This is a genomic window from Rhizobium sp. N621 (assembly GCF_001664325.1).
Classification (GTDB): domain Bacteria; phylum Pseudomonadota; class Alphaproteobacteria; order Rhizobiales; family Rhizobiaceae; genus Rhizobium; species Rhizobium esperanzae.
Map to the genome: position 1 here is coordinate 2,799,444 of NZ_CP013495.1, position 18,198 is coordinate 2,817,641.

The window sequence follows — 18,198 nt, forward strand, 5'->3', positions numbered from 1 at the left end:
CAATCCCGCTGGCTCTGTTGATCGGCGGCCGAACTTATGCATAGATTGTGCAACCCCGCAATAATTAATTTACAAAATTAAGGAATGCATCGTGAAGCTGAAAGGCGACCAGACCACGGCGAGAGCCATGAACCGACGCCTCATCCTCAACCTTCTCCGCCGCGAAGGAGCGAGGAGCCGCGCCGATATCGCGACCGTGATCGGCCTGAGCCCCGCCGCGGTTACCTTCGTCGTCGCGGATCTCTTGGAAGAAGGCATCGTCACCGAGGGCAAGGCAGTGCCCGGCCCCGCCGGCCGCCGGCCGATCCCGGTCGAGATCAATTACGAGCATTCGCTCGCCCTCGGCTTCAAGCTGATGGTGGATTCGGTGGAATGCGTGGCGACCGATCTCGCCACCAATCCCGTCGCCGCCATGCGTGTTGGCCTCGAGGGCCATGATCCGGATTATGTCGCAGACCTTTTGGCGGGCACGGTCCCTGAACTGGTGAAGCTCGCCGGTCGGCCGAAAGCGAAACTCGCCGGCATCGGCATCTCCATGCCCGGCGTCATCAACAACGAACAGACCGCCTGCATACGCAGCCATCGCTTCCAATGGGACAACGTTCCGCTGGCCGCGCTGGTGGCAAGCCGCGTCCATGTGCCGGTCTGGCTGGAGGACGATACCAACGCCTATGCCATCGCCCAGCAGCTCTTCGGCCTCGGCCGCCAGCACCGTAACATGGCCGTGCTCGCCGTCGGCGTCGGCATCAGCTGTGCGCTGGTCATCGACGGCAAGCTCTACCGCGGCGCAAACGGTGCCGCCGGCAAATTCGGCCACACGCTGTTCGAAGAGAACGGCCGCCTCTGCGAATGCGGCAAGCGCGGCTGCCTGATGGCCTATCACTCCGAACTCTCGATGCTACGCCGCTGGCGTGAGGCGACCGGCCGCGGTGACGAACTCGGCCTCCCCGAACTCCGCAAAGCCCTCGCCTGCGGCGATGCCACTGCCCTCTCCCTCGTCGCCGGGTCCGGCCGCGGCATCGGCACCGCACTCGCCAATCTCGTCAACATCACCGACCCCGAAGTCATTGTCGCTGGCGGCGAAGCAGTCTCCCTCGGCGACCCCTTCCTCACGCCGCTGCGCGAAGCACTCTCCGCCCGCACCTTCCGCACCGCCCCGCCGCTGCTGCCCGATTGGGAGGACAATTCCTGGGCCCGCGGCGCGGCAGCGCTGGTGACCCAGAAGATCTTCGACTTTGAATCGTCGGGCGGGGTGACGGATATTGCGACACTCGGCGTGAGAGGTTCGACGTCGGCGGCTTGAGGGTGAGAGCGACGGGATCTCTCTTGCCGGGGAGCGGTGCGGCATCCCCCCCTCTGCCCTGCCGGGCATCTCCCCCACAAGGAGGAAGACCGGCAAGAGGTTGGACCATCGTTCCCTCACCGCCGCAGCGCAGCAGCTATACGGTCTTTGCTTGGGAAGCCATTGCGCCCAGCCGATCTCCCCACCTGTGGGGGAGATGCCGGGCAGGGCAGAGGGGGGGCACACGGCACGACGAAAAAGGCTAGCCCCCCTGACCACCTCTCTCCCGGCCATCTCCCAGGCCTCGTTGCAATTCGCGCTCACGCGACTACCTTTCATGCGAGGCCACTTTCCCAAAGAGAACATCACGCGAGCAAGCCATGTGCCGAAACATAAAACCACTGTTCAACTTCGATCCGCCTGCAACGGACGAAGAGATTCATGATGCCGCGCTCCAGTTCGTGCGCAAGCTCAGCGGAACGACCAAGCCGTCGAAGCGCAATGAGGCCGCGTTCGAACGCGCGGTCAGTTCGATTGCTGCTTGCGCCCGCGAATTGCTCGATTCGCTGGAGACGTCTCAGCCGCCTCGCGATCGCGAGGAGGTCGCAGCGAAGGCGCGTGCGAGATCCGCGATGCGGTTCGCGTAAGCAAAGCCTCGTTCTCGCAGGCAATCTCAGGCGGGCAGATACACGCGCTTACAAAAATGAGGGTTTCCCGACACATACCTGGTTCAATCATCGACTGAAATGGCGATGCGGCTAATTGGCCGCCAATTCAGGAAGGATGACACGATGAAAATGATCCAGGCTATGGCGCTCGCCCTTGCTCTCGGCACTGCTGCTGCAGCGCATGCGGAGCAACCGCTGCAGCGCACCGATCTCGTCAGGAGCGATATCGACGTACCCGGCCATGAGGCCGTCCAGGTGCGGGTCGATTTCGCCCCCGGCGTTCTTGCGCCGAGACACGCGCATCCGGGCGAAGAGATCGCTTACGTTCTCGAGGGGACTCTTGAATATCGGCTCGACGGCAGGGAGCCGGTGACGCTCAAGGCCGGCCAGTCCCTGTTCATCCCCTCCGGCGTGGTGCACTCGGCAAAGAACGTCGGCAGCGGCAAGGCTTCGGAGTTGGCGACCTATATCGTGCGCAAGGGCGAGGCACTGGTCGTGCCCGCCAAGTGAGGCCGCGTCAGGATTGGGGCGGGCGCAGGCAGCGCTCGCCGCGGGGATTTCTAGCCCGCCCGCCCCTCGTCCGACTTGAGGATGATGCAGGAGTGCGCTGTCTATTGCTGCGACTGCGCCGGCGGCGGTGTGCCGATCTTGTCCAGGACCTTCTTGGCCAGAGCCGGGTCGCTCTGCGCCGCCGTCAGGATAGACGAGTACTCCTCGACAGAGATAGCGTTGGAGGCTTTGACGGTATCGACCATCTGCTTCTTGGCCTCCTCCTGCAACTTTTGCTTGGCGGCTTCGTCCTTCGTCGCGTCGATCTTGGCCGAATATTCCTGCCTGACCTTATCGACCTGCACATAGGCAACGGCAAAGGCCTCGAGTTTCTGGTCACTGACGGGGGCAGCCGCACCGGTACCACCCTGTCCTTGCATCGGCGCCTGGCCCTGTGCCGGCGGCTGCTGTTGCGCCTGGGCAAGCTCGGTCGCGGATGCCGGGCTGAGAGCAAGCAGGCTGAACACCGCGGCGGTCATCGTTGCGAGGGATGTGTAACGAGTGATCATTTTCATTCCTTTTCCGGTGATTTTGGACGGCAGCAAGACCGCCTCGGTCGATCGCTCAGCCGCTCGAAAGGCTGGCGAGGTCGCAACGATGAAGCCTGAAAAGGGCTCAGTGCGGCGATAACAGGGCCATTTGCTGACGATTGAGCGGCAGTTTTGTGGCCCGAAGTCAGCCGCTACTTCGCAAACTTTCGCGCGCCCATCACGCAGAGAATAACCGCGACCGTCACGCGAAGCATGGCCCACGTCACCGGCTCGTGCAGCAGGGTGGCGGCGAGCGCCAGGCCGAAGAAGGGCTGGAGCAGCTGCAACTGGCCGACGGCGGCGATCCCGCCCTGCGAGAGACCGCGATACCAGAAGATAAAGCCGATCAGCATCGAGAACAGCGACACATAGGCAAGGCCGATGAGCGCCGGCGTTTCGATGCCGGCGAAACTCGCCGGCCGGTAAACGTACGCGACCGCGATCATGATCGGCAGCGACAAGACCAGCGCCCAGGATATCACCTGCCAGCCGCCGAGCGTGCGCGACAATCGGCCGCCCTCGGCATAACCGAGACCGCAGGCGAGAATTGCCCCAAGCATCAGCAGGTCGCCGACCGGCGAGGCCGTCAGGCCTTGCATCAAGGCAAAGCCCGCCACCAGCGTACTGCCGAGAACCGAGAACAGCCAGAAGGCCGGCTTCGGCCGCTCGCCGCCGCGGATGACGCCGAAGGTGGCCGTTGCAAGCGGCAGCAAACCGACGAAGACGATCGAATGGGCTGATGTGACATGCTGCAGCGCCAGCGCGGTCAGCAGCGGAAAGCCGACCACGACGCCGAGCGCGACAACGGCGAGCGAGAGGATATCGCGCCCGGCCGGCCGCTTTTCACGAAAGACGATCAGCAGGCCGAGAGCCAGCAGCCCGGCGATCGCCGCCCGCGCAACGGTCAGGAAGACCGGATCGAACTGCGCCACCGCCACGCGCGTCGCCGGCAGCGAACCGCTGAAGATCACCACACCGATCAAACCATTGACCCACGCTGTCGTCATTCGCTCCATCATGCATTCCTTCCGAGATGTATGCCGTCGAAGCGCTGCGGCCTTGAGAAAACGGCATGCATAACAATAACCTGAGGCGCGTTAGCTGAATCGAATTCGCAAGAACGAGCCGTCCAGCCTTATCCGCCAATACCGATGGCCAGGACAGTGACGGTCTGATACGGTTTCGCAAAACTGTTATGGTTCAAAAGGCAGTACGGATGAACGATGAGATAGCGGGGCGCACCCGCGTCGAGATGGTGATGGCGACGATCCGGCAGCGCATCGCCGGGCGCAGCCTGACACCAGGGGCAAGGCTGCCCTCGGTGCGCGGGCTCGCGGCCAGCATGAAGCTCTCGACCTCGACCGTCGTCGACGCCTATGAGCGCCTGGTCGCCGAGGGTGCGATCCTTTCACGGCCGGGTTCCGGCTTCTATGTCGCCAACCAGGCGGCCCCCTTCGCACTGGCCGAGGCCGGGCCGAAGCTCGACCGCGCCGTCGATCCTTTCTGGATTTCGCGGCAATCGCTGGAGGCGGATGAAGCCGATCTGAAGCCCGGTTGCGGCTGGCTGCCACCCTCCTGGCTGCCCGGCGAGGGCATGCGCCGGGCGCTCCGAACGCTTGCCCGCGCCGAGGGGCCGTCCCTTGCCGATTATGGCTCGCCGCTTGGCCTGCCGCCGCTGCGCCAGCTGATTTCGCGACGTATGGGCGAGCGCGGCATCGAGGCCTCGCCGGATCAGGTCCTGCTCGCCGACTCCGGCACGCAGGCGATCGACCTGCTCTGCCGTTTCCTGCTCGAACCCGGCGATAGGGTGTTGGTCGATGACCCCTGCTACTTCAACTTTCATGCATTGTTGCGCGCCCACCGGGCGAAGATCGTCAGCGTGCCCTACACATACTCCGGCCCCGATCTCGAACTCTTCGCGCAGACGCTCGCCGAACATCGGCCGCGGCTCTACATCACCAACTCCGCCATCCATAATCCGACGGGCGCGACGCTTTCTCCCGTGACGGCCCACCGGGTGCTGAAGCTCGCCGACCAATTCGATCTTACCATCATCGAGGACGATATCTTCGCTGATTTCGAATATACGGCCGCACCTCGCCTTGCCGCCTTCGACGGGCTCGAGCGCGTCATCCATATCGGCAGTTTTTCCAAGACGCTTTCGGCCTCCGCCCGCTGTGGCTTCGTCGCCGCCAGGCCCGAATGGATCGAGGGCCTCACCGACCTCAAGATCGCCACCTCCTTCGGCGGCGGCCGGATGACGGCCGAGCTGGTGCTCAACGTCTTGAGCGACGGCGGCTATCGCAAACACATGGAAATACTCAGGCAGCGGCTGGCGCGCGCCATGACCGAGGTCTCGGCCCGCCTGAAGGGCTTCGGGATAAAACCATGGCTGGAGCCCCAGGCCGGCATGTTCCTCTGGTGCCGCCTGCCTGATGGTATCGACGCGGCTGATGTGGCGCGGGCGGCGTTGGAAAAGCGGATCGTGCTGGCGCCGGGCAATGCGTTCAGCCTGTCGCAATCGGCGACGAATTTCATGCGGTTCAATGTGTCGCAGACGTTGGATGCGAGAGTGTTTGCGGTGTTGGGGGATGTGTTGGGGAGGTAGGATTAGATCGAAGGCCTCATCGCACACCCAATCATGCACGTCGCTTACGCTCCGAAGCCGGAAGACCCCTCCCCAACCCCTCCCCACCAGAGGGAGGGAATAATTTGCGGCGCCCGCGCAGCAAATATCAGCCTTTTCGCGGATGAACGACGAAGTGGGAAGCGCCGGTGCGGCAAGTTAAGCCCCTCGCCCTTGTGGGGAGGAGTTTGGGGCGGGGTCTTCTACCACCCCAATCAAAACGACCGATTAAGCGCCTTATCGTTCTCCAGCCGCGTCACGCAGCCCTCCAGCTTGGCGAGCAGCAGGTCGAAGTCGAGCGGTTTCGTGAGATAATCCGCAGCACCGGCCCGCAGACCGGCGAGCGTGTTTTCCCGGTCTGTCAGCGCCGTCAGCATGATGAAGGGAATGTTGGAGAGCTCCGGGTGATTGATCTGGATTTCCGCCAGAAGCTGGTGCCCATCCATAACAGGCATGGAAATATCGCTGATGACGATATCAGGCCATTTCGACAGGATCATTTCCAGGCCCTCTGCGCCGTTCGAGGCCTCGAGCGTCCTGTAGCCGGCTTCGTTCAACTCTTCGACGAGGAGATTTCGAATATCGACTTCGTCTTCTACGCACAGGACTGTAACCATATGCTCTTTCCTTAAGCTGCGACTTGTTGATCCGACAATAGAAACTCTATTGGCAGAAAGATGGTAAATGTTGTCCCCTTGCCAAGCTCACTCGTCACCTCGACGGTGCCGCCGTGCAGTTCGACGACCTGCTTGACGACGTTCAGGCCAAGGCCGGTTCCGGCAATCCCCGTCGCGCTGCGGGCGCGATAATAAGGTTGAAACAGTTTCGGCAGATCATCCGCATCCATGCCGATGCCGCTATCGGCAATGGCGATTTCCACCAATTTCCCACCAACCTTGGCGCGAGTTATCGCCGGTCTGTTGCCGATCATGATCGTGCGTGCCCTGGCTCCACCAGGACCAGCGTGATATGCGATGTGAGCCTGACCTTCAATACTCGCAACCTTTTGATGGCGCCCCTTCCCTCGAAATTGACACGCAAAAGTTGACGGACGGTGAATTGCTATCGGCAGGTATTTGCGTGCCGGAGCCGCCGGCACCCAAGAGAGCCTCATCCGGAGGCGCCCCGCAGGGGCCTCGAAGGACGAGGCGGGTGTGCTTGCGGTCGAGGGATGCAAGAAGCAGTGTTGAGGGCGTGCTTCGAGGCTCCGCCCTACGAGCTGCGCACCTCAACATGAGGGAGCGTTGGAGTTGCCGCGCCACAACAGCGGGGCATCGGAGAATATCTCACCGCAACCGCCAAGGAGGGCCAAGCCGGCTTCCAAGAGAGCCTCATCCTTGTACGTTGCCGTTGCTGTATAGTGGGGTTGCGCGACGGGGATGCGTGTCATCCCTGGGTTTTGAACTCGTGCCTCAGCGAGCATCTCCGTCGCCATGTCTTCGCTCGAACGGTTGATTGGGCCTTGAGCCCGCGTTGCAAGGAGGAGCACCCATGCGTATCCCGCAAGCTTTCATGGTCGGCATCGATGTCTCGAAAGCCCATTTCGACGTGGCCGTCGAGGGCAAAAGCGCCGTTGGCCGCTTTGACAACGACGCGCCGGGCCGGACCGCGCTGGCGACGGCGATAGCCGGCGCCGAGCTGGTCGTCGTCGAGGCCACCGGCGGTTACGAGATGGCGATCGTCAGGGCGCTGATGGCCGCCGGTATTCCCATCGCCGTCGTCAATCCCCGCCAGGTGCGCGATTTCGCCAGGGCCAGCGGGCGGCTGGCCAAGACCGATCAGGTCGACGCCCGCGTCATTCTCCACTTCGCCAGAGCGATGCGGCCGGCACAGATCCCCCATATCGACGACGGCCGCATCGCGCTTGCTGCCCTCGTCGCCCGCCGCCGGCAGCTCATCGACATGGCGGTCGCCGAGAAGAACCGCCTCGAACATGCCCCGCAAGCCGTCGCCGCGCTGATTGGCGAGACCCTCGCCGCCCTCAAGAGCCAGCTCGCCCGCGTCGATGCCGCCATCGCGCTTGCCATCGAGGCCGAGCCCGACATGGCCGCACGCCGCGACCTGCTGCTGACCGTGCCAGGCATCGGCGAGGTCGGCGCCGCCGTGCTCATCGCCGAGCTGCCCGAACTCGGCGCCATCGACGACAAGAAGCTCGCAGCCCTCGTCGGCGTCGCCCCGGTCGCCCACGACAGCGGCACCTGGCGTGGCCAGCGCCACATCGCCGGCGGCCGCGCCACCGTCCGATGCGCTCTCTACATGGCAACGCTCTCGGCCATCCGTTGCAGCCCGGCCATCAAGGCCTTCCACAAAAGACTGCGCGATGCCGGCAAACCACCCAAGGTCGCCCTCGTCGCCGCCATGCGGAAATTCATCGTCATGATCAACACGATTATCAAAAGACGAACCCCATGGAGCGAACCCCAACAACACGGTTGCTGAGGCGCCCGTAAGGGCGAGGCGGGTGCGCTGACGCCGGCTTCTTGTACGGAGCAGCCCCCCGGCGGCGCAGCGCTCACGGCCGGCGCACGGCGCGGATCTTGCCGCTGTTGCCTCCGCCACAGAAGAAGCAGCCGGCGCCGTCGGATTCGAGCCCGGAGACGCCGGCGCCGTCCGGCATGTCGAGCCGTTCAAGCACCTCGCCCGTCTTCGGATCGATGCGTCTGACGTCGCTGTCGTCGCCCTCCCAGGTGCCGTGCCAGAGCTGGCCGTCGACCCAGGTGACGCCTGTCACGACGCGGTTGGATTCGATGGTGCGCAGGATCTTGCCGGTTTCGGGATCGATCTGATGGATTCTGCGGCCGCGATGCTGGCCGACCCAGAGCGTGCCCTCGGCCCAGGCAAGGCCGGAATCGCCGCCATTGCCTGGGGCCGGGATGGTGGAAAGAATCTGGCCGGTCTTCGGGTCGATCTTGTGAATGACGTCCTCGGCGATCTGATAGAGGAATTCGCCGTCGAAAGCCGTTCCGGCGTGGGAGGCGACCTCGATCGACCGCACCACCTCGCCGCTGTCGGGGTCGAGCGCATTCAGCCTGTCGCCTGAGGCGAACCAGACATGCCGGCCGTCGAAGGTGACGCCATGAACGCGCTCCGCGCCGGGAAAGGGTCCATATTCACGCAGAATGGTCGCAGCCGATGTCTTCATGTCTTCCTCCTTGTCGGTTGACCCATACTAGTCGCTCGGCAGCGGTCCCGGGAGTAACAAGATCGTCGGGAAAGAGGAGAGCGGCGGGCTCATCCAGCGGCGCGCCCGGCCGCGTCCGATCGCTTGCACCCTCTGCTCGCCGGCGAGCGCATCCAGCGCCCGCTGCACGGTGCGCGGACTGGTGCCGAGCGCGATCGCCAGCGCCGAACTCGACCACGCTTCGCCATCGGCGAGGAAGGCGAGCACAGCCGCATGCGGCCCTTCGACGAGCGGGGCAAGCACTGCGACCTCAGCAGCGCCGGCAGGGGAAAGGGCGAAACCGCGCTTGGTAGCCGAGACCTCCGCCAGCCCGGCTAATTCCGCGCGCAGCCGGCCGATCTCGACGCGCAGCCGGGCGCGATGCGATTCATCGGCATGCTTGCCGCGGAAGGCGCGTGCGATCAGCGCGCCCCGCGACACATCCGCCGGCCAGGCTTCGGCAAGCGCACGAGCGAGCGCGAAAAGCACCGGCCGGCTCGCGAGCGGCACCATCGCGCCGGCGGCGCGCACGACATGGCGGCAGGCGTCGACGACGAGCGTGCCGCCGGAAAAGAGCGCCTCCACCTCGGCAAGCAGCAGCGGCTGGTCATGCCCGCGAGAAACCAACCGCGCCGCCGGCAGATCGAGCACATGTCCAGCGGCTTCGACCTCCGCCGTCAACACGGGCATATTCGCCCGCTCGGCCGCAAGCTGTGCCCGTTCGAGTGCTGCGCGGGCCGCATGCGTGCGCAGGCGCCGAACGGCGATGCCGGCCGCAACAAGCTCATGGGCGGCCCGCAAGGCCGGCGGCAGCGGCGTCGGGTCGAGCGCGGCCAGCGCCTGCTCGGCTTCGTCAAGGCGGCCGATCAGCACCAGCCGACGAATGGCGATATTGCCGGCATGGGCGGCGTTGACCCGGTCGCCATGCGCTTCCAAAACCTTGCGCGCCGCCTCCAGCGTCTTCGGCGGCCAGGTGAGATCGCGCGAGACGAGCGCGATTTCTGCCTCGGCGACGACACAGCGGGCGCGAGCCACCGCCTCCCGCGGTCCGAAAGCACGCACGGCACTCTTCAGCAGCGCCTTGGCGCGAATGAGGTCACCGAGCTGTGCCATGGCGATGCCGCGTAGCGCCAACGCCGGCGCATCGTCGCGCAGCGCCACCCGTTTCAGCGCGCCGAGCGTATCGCCCGATGCCAGCGCCTGCGCAGCAGCCGTAATCAGCGAGTCCATTCAAATCCCGTCACACTTGTCACTCCCGGCGTTTGTCCCTTCGGCCGTAATCTTCGCTCAACGGCAGGCAACCGAGCCGGATGCTACGACGAGAGACAGGCAAAGGAGAAGACCCATGACGGCAATGCTGAACGCAACCCGCGAGCAATGGCTGGCGGCGAGACTCGATCTGCTCGAGGAGGAAAAGGAACTGACGCGGCAAAGCGATGCGCTGGCGGCCAAACGCCAGCAGTTGCCGCGTGTGAGGATCGACAAGGACTACCGCTTCGATACCGAAGGCGGCGGTGCTTCGCTGAAGGATCTGTTCGGCGGGCGTTCGCAGCTCCTGATCTATCATTTCATGTTCGGGCCGGATTACAGCGCCGGATGCCCCTCCTGCTCCTCGATCGCCGACGGCTTCAACGGCTTCTTCGTCCACCTGGAAAATCACGACGTCGCCTTCTGGGTCGTCTCGCGCGCGCCGCTCGCAAAGCTTGAGGCCTTCAAGCGGCGCATGGACTGGAGCTTTCCCTGGGCTTCCTCGGCCGGCAGCGATTTCAACGCCGATTTCAGCGTCTGGTTCAGCCCGGAGCAGCAGCGTCTCGGCGAGATCGAATACAACTACCGTCGCGAACCGCCCGCCTCGGAACCGCCGGCGGGCAAGGCCGTGCCGGAATGGCAGTCGCGCGGCAGCGACGAACCCATCGTCCAGATCGCTTCGATGACCGGCACCGACGTTCCCACCTACACCCGCGACCGCCCCGGCGTCAGCGCCTTCGAACTCATCGATGGCGCCGTCTACCACAGCTATTCCAGCTATGCGCGCGGGCTCGACGGGCTCTGGGGCATGTATCAATGGCTCGACCGCGCGCCGAAGGGCCGCAACGAAATCGGCATCTGGTGGCGCCACCACGACCGCTACGGCAAGGAGTGACTGTCATGGCACTCTTCGCTCACGTCCCGAAACGGGCTGACGCCAACCCCTCCCTCGACACAGACAACTGGCTGTCGCTCGCCGCCGCCGCTGACGAACCCGCCGGCGAGCCGGCCAAACCCGCTCTCGCCGCTGATTTTCTGTCTCTCGCCGCCGCCCCGACCTTCGCGATCATGGCGCTGCTGACGGCCGCAACCGGCAGCGCCGACGTGATCTGCACCACCACGCCCGATAACTTCCCGCTGACCGGAATGGTGCCGATGTACCTGCTGATGACCGGCTTCCACCTGGCTCCGTGGCTGCGCCTTGTCAGTGGGGGCATGAAGCGATGCTGATAGTTCACCCGCTCGCCTGTGCTCGTCACACGAACGGAGGAGAGGGCGTGCCACACGGCATGCCATACAAACCTCCAGCATCTGCACCATCCAACCCGCCTACCAAAACCGGTGCCGGCTGCCCAGCGCCAGCCGCCGGCGCGGGTACGTCCTCGGCGCAGCGGCGCCGATCGCCAGCACAGCAACCGCGATGAGACCGAGGAGGAGCGGCGCCGAATACCTGTGCCGCGATCGGAGCCCGCCATCGATCCGGGCGGCGTCGGTGGAAGGCCAGTAGAGATTGCCGTCGCTTTCGGCGGCGCGCGGCGCCCGCTTGAAATAGGCGGCCATCAGCCGGCCGAGAGCCCTGGCGGCAAGATGGGGCGCCAGCAGATGGGCAAGCCGCGTCGCAGTGGTGACCACGCCGACCGTGGTGGTGGCGCGCGGCGACCTGGCGACGCCGACAATCGCCTCGGCGACGCGGCGCGCATCGAGAACCGGCGGCGGCGCGGTGACCTGGCGGCCGACATAATTGGCGCCACGCCTGAGGCCCGGCGTATCGACAAAGGCGGGATAGACGTCGCATACGTGAATGCGCGGCGTGTCGGCCACCTCCGCCCGCAGTGCTTCGGAGAAGCCGCGCAGGCCGAACTTGCTGGCGCTATAGGCCGCCGCTTCCGTGAAAGCGGAGTTCCCGAATGACGATCGCTCCTTGCGTATCGGCGCGCCGGCCCGGGAAAGGCGACTCATTTCCCGCCATTTACGAGCGTTGCCTCGCGTGCCGCTTCAGCAAGCGTCGCCTGCCAAGCGCGCCATTCCATTCCGGTTGTGATTGTCTTGCGCACCAAAACTATGCGATGACCGATCCATCATGAGATGCAATGGATAAAGGCGCGGCATGAAGAAAGTCGGTTTTCTCTCGTTCGGGCACTGGACGCCCTCGCCTCAATCGCAGACGCGTTCGGCGGGCGATGCGCTGCTGCAGTCGATCGACCTTGCCGTGGCGGCCGAGGAGCTCGGCGCCGATGGCGCTTATTTCCGCGTGCACCATTTCGCCCGGCAGCTCGCCGCGCCCTTTCCACTGCTTGCCGCCGTCGGCGCCAAGACCAGCCGGATCGAGATCGGCACCGCGGTCATCGACATGCGTTACGAGAACCCGCTCTATATGGCCGAGGATGCCGGTGCTGCCGATCTCATCGCCGGAGGGCGGCTGCAACTCGGCATCAGCCGCGGCTCGCCTGAACAGGTGATCGACGGCTGGCGTCATTTCGGCTATGCGCCGCCGGAAGGTCAGAGCGAGGCCGAGATGGCCAGGCATCATGCCGAAGTTTTCCTCGAAGTGCTGCGCGGCGAAGGCTTCGCCAAACCGAACCCGCGGCCGATGTTTCCGAATCCGCCCGGCCTGCTGCGTCTCGAGCCGCATTCGGAGGGCCTGCGCGAGCGCATCTGGTGGGGGGCGAGCTCCAACGCCACCGCCGTCTGGGCAGCCAAGCTCGGCATGAACCTGCAGAGCTCGACGCTTAAGGACGACGAGACCGGCGAGCCGTTCCACGTCCAGCAGGCCGACCAGATCCGCGCCTATCGCGACGCCTGGAAGGAAGCCGGCCACACGCGTCAGCCGCGCGTCTCGGTCAGCCGCAGCATCTTCGCGCTGGTCGACGAACGTGACCGCGCCTATTTCGGCTACGGCAACGACGAGGGCGACAAGATCGGCTTCATCGACGAGAAGACCCGGGCGATCTTCGGCCGCAGCTACGCCGCCGAACCTGACGTGCTCATCAAGCAGCTTGCGGAAGACGAGGCGATTGCCGAGGCCGACACGCTGCTGCTCACCGTGCCCAACCAGCTCGGCGTCGCCTACAACGCCCACGTCATCGAAGCGATCCTCACTCACGTCGCTCCGGCGCTCGGCTGGCGCTGACGGCGAGGCTTGTTGGCGCGAGCCTTCGATTTGGGCGGTGGTGACGCGAAACGGCAGCTGTCGCCGACCACCATCATTTCGATGCGCCCGGGACCTAACTGGCGCGGCCGACGTTGATGGTGCGAGCCTTGAATCGGTCACATCGCGACCGAGTTAAGGCTGCAGTTGAATCGCTCGAGTTGCCTTCATGCCGCGCACGAACCTGAACGATATCCTGATCTTCATGGCCGTCGTCGATGCCGGAAGCTTTATCGCCGGCGGCCAGGCGATGGGCCTCTCCCGTTCGGCAGCGGGAAAGGCCGTCACCCGTCTGGAAGAGCGGCTCGGCGCGCGCCTGCTCAACCGGACCACGAGGACACTGAGCCTGACCGATGAAGGACGAGTGTTCTATGACCACGGGCTGCAGATCCTGGCATCGGTCGACGAGGCGGAAGCGAGCATTGGGGGGCAAAGCGGTGTGCCGCGAGGCGTGCTCAGGCTCGCCGCTCCCGATGTCTTCGGATCGCTTGTCGTGCTCCCTTTGCTCGAAAAATATCTTCGCACCTGGCCTGACGTGCAGGTCGAAGTGAGCTTCACCGATCGCCCGGCCGACAACCTCGAGGATGGCTTCGATCTGGCGATCGCGATTGGCGCGACGCCGTCGGCGGCCGACAGCCGGTTGATCACGCGCGTGATCGCCAGTGACAAGGCGCTACTCTGCGCCTCGCCCTCCTACCTCACCCAACGCGGCATGCCCCGCGATATAGCGGATCTCGCCGCCCATGACTGCCTGTTCTTCACCAGCCGCGGCCAAAGGCAGGGTTGGCGCTTTCGCAGCGGCGGCGGCTGGATCAAGGCCCAGGGGCGCAGCCGCCTGAGGCTCGACAGCGGTGAAGCCGTTCGCGACGCCGCCCTGGCCGGCCTCGGAATCGCCCTTCTTCCGGACTTCGTTGCCGCCGCCGATTTGACCGCCGGCCGTCTCCGGCAGGTCCTGCCCGACCTCGAAACCGACGACACGAAGATCGTGGCGCTCTATCCCGACAAAGGCGTATTGGAGCCGCGGGTGCGCTGCTTTATCGATCTGATGATCGAGGAAATCGGATAAGGCTAGAGCCTGCGCGGGGGACTCATGCCATGGCCTTGTCAAAACCACGGAAGCTCTTGAGCGCCAGCGGAGCGAGAGTCGCGGCGAGATAAGCGAGCCCGCAGAGGAGCACCGCTGAACCAAGCCCGATCGTGCTGATCAGCGCGCCGCCGACGAGGCCCCCGAAGGGGATGAGGGCAAAACAGAGGGCGGTATTCATCGCGGTGACGCGCCCGGTTAGCGGCTTGGGGATACGCTCGAAGATCACCGCCGACAAAATGGGGTTGAGGAAACCCGAGGCAAAGCCCGCGATTGCGAGCGTCGCAAAGACGGAGCCGAGCGCCGCATCGACCGCGAGCACCAGAAAGCGCGGAAATCCGGTCAGGAGGAAGGCCACGGTATAGACGATCAGACGCGGCATGCGCTCGCCGATGACAGCGGCGATCGCCGCGCCCGCGATGGAAGCGCCGGAGAAGGCGGCGAACATCGCTCCGAGCAGTTCCGGCCCATGACCGGCGTTCTTCGTCCAGACGGGCAGCAGCACGGCGTGATAGGCCTGATCGAGCAGATTGGTGATCGCCACCATGGTGACAATGCTGACGAGCACGGCGTCGCTGCGCAGAAAGCGCCAGCCTTCCCGGAGATCGTCGACATAGGAAGGCACCCTGCCCCGCCGAGCGTCCAGCGCGGCGGGCAACTCCGGAGCGCGCCGCCTGCCGGGTATGCCGGTCGCGACGACCAGCGCTGCGGCGGCGAAGGTGGCGGCGTTGACGAGGAGCGCCTGCCCCGGGCCTATCAGCCCGATCAATGCGCCGGCGCCGGCAGCGCCCACCGTCGAGGCTAGCCGTTCGATGGCGCTGGAGACGCCGGTCACCCGTTCGAGCGGCACGGCCGCCAGCGCAGCGATATCGGAAACCATCGCTTGCTTGGCGGCATCGGAGGGGCCTCGCAGCACCCCCATGACAAAAACAACGGGCAGCAGCACCGGCACGGTCAGCATGCCGAAGAGATCGACAATCGGCACCAGCCCGACCACAATAACGGAAGCAGTGTCGCAGATGATGGCGATGCGCTTGGCGCCGATGCGGTCGATCAGCGGCCCGCCGAGCGCCTTGGCGAGCACATAAGGCAGCATCTCCATCATCGCCGTCAGACCGGTCAGCACGGGGCTGCCTGTAGCGCTCAGCACCAGCCAGGGAATGGCGATGGTCGATAGCCGGGTGCCGGAAAGCGAAAGCGTCTCTGCGGCGGCAAGCGCCAGGAAAGGCTTGCCTTTTCTCACGTCCCGTCCTCTCGCTCGCGGTGCGGCAGGCGGCCCGGATAGGGGAAAGCGTGCAGCATGACATAGAAAGGAACCATGTCAGGATTCCGGGAAGCGGCCTCCCCCAATGGTGGGGCGGCCCGCATGGCTTCCAGGATGATATCGCTCAGCCGTTTCGTCAGGGCCTCGGCCTGTTCCGCCGTCATCGGGATGATGATGTCGTCGGCCGCCGTCGCCCTGCGCCATTCCGCTGGCAGCTCGGCATATTCCTCCAGCGCCTGCTGCATCTGGCCGACCTGCAGCGAGAGGGCCGCCTGGTTGAAGGCCATGTCGAGATCGAGCGCCTCGCCTTCGGCTTCGCTCGGGGGAGCCGAGGTCAGCTCATGGCTGGCGCGCCACCAGCGGTCGCGCCGGGAGGCATGCGGCGCTTCCTCGATGAAACCATATTGGGCGAGCTGGCGCAGATGATAGCTCGTCGCGCCGCTGTTCAGGCCGAGCCGGACGGCGAGCTGCGTCGCCGTGGCGGGGCCGTCGATCCTCAGCATGCCGAGCATGCGCAGCCGGACGGGGTGGGCCAGCGCCTTCAGTGCGGTCGGTTCGGGCACGACACGGCTGACTATGCGCGAGGCAACAGCATCTGCGGCAGGTTCGGAGTTCTGCTCTTTCATGATCCCATCATATAATCGCAAACATATCTTTGCAAAAGCTTCTTTGCAAACTCTCTTCCTAAGGAATATTTGAAAACGATCTCCGGCAGTGGCTGGAATGATCACGCGCCATACGAGTGATTAACAATCATGATTCTTGTGAGCGCCAAACATGGCATGGCGGGCGCATTCGGGCAGCGCCATCTCGGGCTCAATCCTCGGCCAAAGTGAAGACGGCACAGGGCTCGGCGATGCCGCGCAGGGTGTGCTCGCCGAGCCGCGTCAGCGCGGCCTCGGTATTCGCAGCCACCGCGCCTGAGATCAGCACGCTGTGGCCGAGCGGCTTGCAGAGCCCTTCCAGCCGGCTGACCAGATTGACCGCCGGGCCGATGGCAGTGAAATCTAGCCGGTCGGCGGCGCCGATATTGCCCCAGAGGATTTCGCCGAAATGCAGCGCCGCACCGAAGGGCAGCGGCGCCAGCCCCTGCGCCCGGCGCATCTGGTCGAGATGGACCATGCCGGCGCGGCAGGCGGCGACAGCCCGAAGCGCCGCCTCGCAGGCCTCCCGATCAGCTCCGGCCTCGTTGCCGGAAGCGGCGGTGACGGGAAAGATCGCCAGCACGCCGTCGCCGATGAATTTCAGCACCTCGCCACCGAAGGCGTGCACGGCGCCGGCAACGCGGTCGAAATAAGCATCGAGCGCTGAAATCATCGCCTGCGGCTCCGTCACCTGAGAAAGCGCGGTGAAATCCCGCAAATCGGCGCAGAGAAGAGCGGCGCGAATGGTCTCACCGGTGCCACGGGCAAGCGCACCCGACTGAACCCGGGCCGCACTGCGCCGACCGAGATAGGCTTCCAGCAGTGCTGCCAGCGCCTCCCGCGCCGCAAGGGCTGCGAGCGGCGCGGCGGCAAAACGCGCGATCTCCTGCAGCCGCGCGGCTTCATCAGGAGGAAATTCGTCCGCCCCCGTCCCCCTGCCGACACCCGCCCAGCCGAGCATGGCGCCGTCCCGTGAAGCTCCAATCCTCTCCTCCCAAACCGGCCCGAGCCCGGCCAGCCATTCGCGCCCGGCATCGCTTTGAGGTGCGGCGGCAAAACCCAGCGCCTCGATGACGGCTCCGGTTTCGGCCCGCCACAGCCAGGTACGCCGCGCGATGATCGGATGCGGCACCGAAAGTGTCAGCGCGCCGCCGGAAAGCGCCAGGCCATCGGCCAGCAGCCGGCGCCCGAGCTCGGCCAGAAACCGTTCGGGACCGGGCGAAGCCGCAGCCTCGTCAATCAGCCAGGCAAGAGAGGAAGGCAGATCCATGGGTTAACATTGGCATTGCAACAAGACCTGGGCAACCCCCGGACATCAACCCACGGACACTCCTGCAACTTCTGAGGAGGTCTCCGGTCTCCGCCTGTTGGCAACCAAAATCTCCTCCGTCATCCTCGGCCTTGTGCCGAGGATCTGAGATGATCCAATTATGCATATGAAGAACGGTGGTCGTCCAAACAATTGCCCTGGTCAGATACTCGGCACAAGGCCGAGCATGACGGAGGAGATTTTGTCGGCAAACTGAGGACACCTCTGGTGTCCGGAGGATCTCCTATCGGCACTTGCTCCCGCCGAGTCCCTCCGCAACCCTGTCAACCCCACCGCCCGACAACTCTGTGGAAAACCATTCGCCACGGTTGAAAACAACCGAATAAACACGTTTAAATTGCGCGACATTGATTCGATTATGTGCCAGCTTGTCATCAGCGATTGAGGGGTTGCGATGGGCACGACATACTGGCCGAAAGACCCGCTTGACGGGAATGACATGACGCTGCTGACGTCGATCCTTCGGCGGTGGTGCGCGCGCTATGGGATCGAGTTCACGGCCGAGGAAAGCAAGCGGAAGGCGAAGGAACTCGTCGAATGGTTCGAGTTCGGCGTCAAAGATCCGGCCGAGCTCGAAGAGCTGATCGACGGAAAGCACTGGCTCGTCAGCCGCATCTGAGCGCGGTCGTTATTTCAACAGATAAAGGCCGGGCGAAACATCGCAC

19 protein-coding genes and 1 pseudogene are annotated in these 18,198 nt (G+C 64.8%); 10 read left to right on the top strand and 10 right to left on the bottom strand.

Annotation, left to right across the window (positions count from 1 at the left end; genetic code table 11):
* Positions 1 to 91: 91 nt before the first annotated feature.
* The 3 genes from AMK00_RS13660 to AMK00_RS13670 all read left to right on the top strand — a co-directional run bounded on the left by AMK00_RS13660 (position 92) and on the right by AMK00_RS13670 (position 2,460).
* Entirely contained in the window at positions 92 to 1,303 is a 1,212-nt protein-coding gene (locus AMK00_RS13660; protein ID WP_064810698.1) for an ROK family protein, read from the top strand.
* A 359-nt stretch (positions 1,304 to 1,662) separates the two neighbouring features.
* Positions 1,663 to 1,929: a DUF2277 domain-containing protein gene (locus tag AMK00_RS13665; protein WP_064803514.1), complete on the top strand. Its 267-nt coding sequence runs from the start codon at positions 1,663 to 1,665 to the stop codon at positions 1,927 to 1,929.
* A gap of 144 nt (positions 1,930 to 2,073) precedes the next feature.
* Positions 2,074 to 2,460, top strand: a complete 387-nt coding sequence (locus AMK00_RS13670; RefSeq protein WP_064811720.1) for a cupin domain-containing protein — start codon at positions 2,074 to 2,076, stop codon at positions 2,458 to 2,460.
* A 101-nt stretch (positions 2,461 to 2,561) separates the two neighbouring features.
* On the opposite strand, the gene AMK00_RS13675 is transcribed toward AMK00_RS13670, so the two are convergent.
* Positions 2,562 to 3,008 carry a DUF4168 domain-containing protein gene (locus AMK00_RS13675; protein ID WP_064806220.1) on the bottom strand — a complete coding sequence of 149 codons (447 nt, stop codon included), beginning with the start codon at positions 3,006 to 3,008 and terminating at the stop codon, positions 2,562 to 2,564.
* A gap of 173 nt (positions 3,009 to 3,181) precedes the next feature.
* Entirely contained in the window at positions 3,182 to 4,045 is an 864-nt protein-coding gene (locus AMK00_RS13680; RefSeq protein ID WP_064811721.1) for a DMT family transporter, read from the bottom strand.
* 179 nt (positions 4,046 to 4,224) lie between these two features.
* Between AMK00_RS13680 and AMK00_RS13685 the strand changes: the two genes are divergently transcribed.
* Positions 4,225 to 5,637, top strand: coding sequence for an aminotransferase-like domain-containing protein (locus AMK00_RS13685; RefSeq protein ID WP_064810699.1), 1,413 nt, complete (start codon positions 4,225 to 4,227; stop codon positions 5,635 to 5,637).
* A gap of 233 nt (positions 5,638 to 5,870) precedes the next feature.
* On the opposite strand, the gene AMK00_RS13690 is transcribed toward AMK00_RS13685, so the two are convergent.
* Both AMK00_RS13690 and AMK00_RS13695 read right to left on the bottom strand, forming a co-directional pair.
* A complete protein-coding gene (locus AMK00_RS13690; RefSeq protein ID WP_064803518.1) occupies positions 5,871 to 6,272 on the bottom strand; it encodes a response regulator in 402 nt (133 codons plus the stop codon).
* Between the two features lie 11 nt (positions 6,273 to 6,283).
* Positions 6,284 to 6,577, bottom strand: a pseudogene (locus tag AMK00_RS13695) (sensor histidine kinase); the annotation flags it as partial.
* Positions 6,578 to 7,146: 569 nt separating this feature from the next.
* Between AMK00_RS13695 and AMK00_RS13705 the strand changes: the two are divergent.
* Entirely contained in the window at positions 7,147 to 8,094 is a 948-nt protein-coding gene (locus tag AMK00_RS13705; RefSeq protein WP_064809531.1) for an IS110 family transposase, read from the top strand.
* A gap of 73 nt (positions 8,095 to 8,167) precedes the next feature.
* Here AMK00_RS13705 and AMK00_RS13710 read toward each other — a convergent pair whose 3' ends face one another.
* Entirely contained in the window at positions 8,168 to 8,797 is a 630-nt protein-coding gene (locus AMK00_RS13710) for a Vgb family protein (protein ID WP_064803522.1), read from the bottom strand.
* 27 nt (positions 8,798 to 8,824) lie between these two features.
* Positions 8,825 to 10,045, bottom strand: coding sequence for a hypothetical protein (locus tag AMK00_RS13715; protein WP_064810702.1), 1,221 nt, complete (start codon positions 10,043 to 10,045; stop codon positions 8,825 to 8,827).
* Positions 10,046 to 10,160: 115 nt separating this feature from the next.
* Here AMK00_RS13715 and AMK00_RS13720 point away from each other — a divergent pair, with 115 nt between their 5' ends.
* Both AMK00_RS13720 and AMK00_RS13725 read left to right on the top strand, forming a co-directional pair.
* A complete protein-coding gene (locus tag AMK00_RS13720; protein WP_064810703.1) occupies positions 10,161 to 10,958 on the top strand; it encodes a DUF899 domain-containing protein in 798 nt (265 codons plus the stop codon).
* Positions 10,959 to 10,963: 5 nt separating this feature from the next.
* Positions 10,964 to 11,293, top strand: a complete 330-nt coding sequence (locus AMK00_RS13725; RefSeq protein ID WP_064810704.1) for a hypothetical protein — start codon at positions 10,964 to 10,966, stop codon at positions 11,291 to 11,293.
* A gap of 99 nt (positions 11,294 to 11,392) precedes the next feature.
* Here the strand turns inward: AMK00_RS13725 and AMK00_RS13730 are convergent, their stop codons facing one another.
* A complete protein-coding gene (locus AMK00_RS13730; protein ID WP_237350400.1) occupies positions 11,393 to 12,022 on the bottom strand; it encodes an SDR family NAD(P)-dependent oxidoreductase in 630 nt (209 codons plus the stop codon).
* Positions 12,023 to 12,170: 148 nt separating this feature from the next.
* Here AMK00_RS13730 and AMK00_RS13735 point away from each other — a divergent pair, with 148 nt between their 5' ends.
* Positions 12,171 to 13,193, top strand: a complete 1,023-nt coding sequence (locus AMK00_RS13735; protein WP_064810705.1) for an LLM class flavin-dependent oxidoreductase — start codon at positions 12,171 to 12,173, stop codon at positions 13,191 to 13,193.
* Positions 13,194 to 13,380: 187 nt separating this feature from the next.
* The gene (locus AMK00_RS13740; protein ID WP_064810706.1) at positions 13,381 to 14,277 is read left to right on the top strand and encodes a LysR family transcriptional regulator; all 897 of its coding nucleotides are present in this window, start codon (positions 13,381 to 13,383) and stop codon (positions 14,275 to 14,277) included.
* Positions 14,278 to 14,299: 22 nt separating this feature from the next.
* On the opposite strand, the gene AMK00_RS13745 is transcribed toward AMK00_RS13740, so the two are convergent.
* The 3 genes from AMK00_RS13745 to AMK00_RS13755 form a co-directional block, all read right to left on the bottom strand.
* Positions 14,300 to 15,538, bottom strand: coding sequence for an MFS transporter (locus tag AMK00_RS13745; RefSeq protein ID WP_064810707.1), 1,239 nt, complete (start codon positions 15,536 to 15,538; stop codon positions 14,300 to 14,302).
* Positions 15,535 to 16,185 (bottom strand): ArsR/SmtB family transcription factor, encoded by a 651-nt coding sequence (locus tag AMK00_RS13750; protein WP_064810708.1) that lies wholly within the window; start codon positions 16,183 to 16,185, stop codon positions 15,535 to 15,537. The genes AMK00_RS13745 and AMK00_RS13750 overlap by 4 nt, the downstream gene beginning before the upstream one ends.
* Positions 16,186 to 16,375: 190 nt before the next feature.
* Entirely contained in the window at positions 16,376 to 17,473 is a 1,098-nt protein-coding gene (locus AMK00_RS13755; RefSeq protein ID WP_064810709.1) for an adenylate/guanylate cyclase domain-containing protein, read from the bottom strand.
* A 454-nt stretch (positions 17,474 to 17,927) separates the two neighbouring features.
* On the opposite strand from AMK00_RS13755, the gene AMK00_RS13760 reads away from it, so the two are divergent.
* Positions 17,928 to 18,152 carry a hypothetical protein gene (locus AMK00_RS13760; protein ID WP_064803538.1) on the top strand — a complete coding sequence of 75 codons (225 nt, stop codon included), beginning with the start codon at positions 17,928 to 17,930 and terminating at the stop codon, positions 18,150 to 18,152.
* Positions 18,153 to 18,198: the final 46 nt, after the last annotated feature.

Bases quoted from the DNA above. Each gene is read 5' to 3' on its own strand.
- AMK00_RS13665 (WP_064803514.1), top strand. From the start codon at position 1,663: ATGTGCCGAAACATAAAACCACTGTTCAACTTCGATCCGCCTGCAACG.
- AMK00_RS13670 (WP_064811720.1), top strand. From the start codon at position 2,074: ATGAAAATGATCCAGGCTATGGCGCTCGCCCTTGCTCTCGGCACTGCT.
- AMK00_RS13675 (WP_064806220.1), bottom strand. From the start codon at position 3,008: ATGATCACTCGTTACACATCCCTCGCAACGATGACCGCCGCGGTGTTC.
- AMK00_RS13680 (WP_064811721.1), bottom strand. From the start codon at position 4,045: ATGGAGCGAATGACGACAGCGTGGGTCAATGGTTTGATCGGTGTGGTG.
- AMK00_RS13685 (WP_064810699.1), top strand. From the start codon at position 4,225: ATGGTTCAAAAGGCAGTACGGATGAACGATGAGATAGCGGGGCGCACC.
- AMK00_RS13690 (WP_064803518.1), bottom strand. From the start codon at position 6,272: ATGGTTACAGTCCTGTGCGTAGAAGACGAAGTCGATATTCGAAATCTC.
- AMK00_RS13705 (WP_064809531.1), top strand. From the start codon at position 7,147: ATGCGTATCCCGCAAGCTTTCATGGTCGGCATCGATGTCTCGAAAGCC.
- AMK00_RS13710 (WP_064803522.1), bottom strand. From the start codon at position 8,797: ATGAAGACATCGGCTGCGACCATTCTGCGTGAATATGGACCCTTTCCC.
- AMK00_RS13715 (WP_064810702.1), bottom strand. From the start codon at position 10,045: ATGGACTCGCTGATTACGGCTGCTGCGCAGGCGCTGGCATCGGGCGAT.
- AMK00_RS13720 (WP_064810703.1), top strand. From the start codon at position 10,161: ATGACGGCAATGCTGAACGCAACCCGCGAGCAATGGCTGGCGGCGAGA.
- AMK00_RS13725 (WP_064810704.1), top strand. From the start codon at position 10,964: ATGGCACTCTTCGCTCACGTCCCGAAACGGGCTGACGCCAACCCCTCC.
- AMK00_RS13730 (WP_237350400.1), bottom strand. From the start codon at position 12,022: ATGAGTCGCCTTTCCCGGGCCGGCGCGCCGATACGCAAGGAGCGATCG.
- AMK00_RS13735 (WP_064810705.1), top strand. From the start codon at position 12,171: ATGAAGAAAGTCGGTTTTCTCTCGTTCGGGCACTGGACGCCCTCGCCT.
- AMK00_RS13740 (WP_064810706.1), top strand. From the start codon at position 13,381: ATGCCGCGCACGAACCTGAACGATATCCTGATCTTCATGGCCGTCGTC.
- AMK00_RS13750 (WP_064810708.1), bottom strand. From the start codon at position 16,185: ATGAAAGAGCAGAACTCCGAACCTGCCGCAGATGCTGTTGCCTCGCGC.
- AMK00_RS13755 (WP_064810709.1), bottom strand. From the start codon at position 17,473: ATGGATCTGCCTTCCTCTCTTGCCTGGCTGATTGACGAGGCTGCGGCT.
- AMK00_RS13760 (WP_064803538.1), top strand. From the start codon at position 17,928: ATGGGCACGACATACTGGCCGAAAGACCCGCTTGACGGGAATGACATG.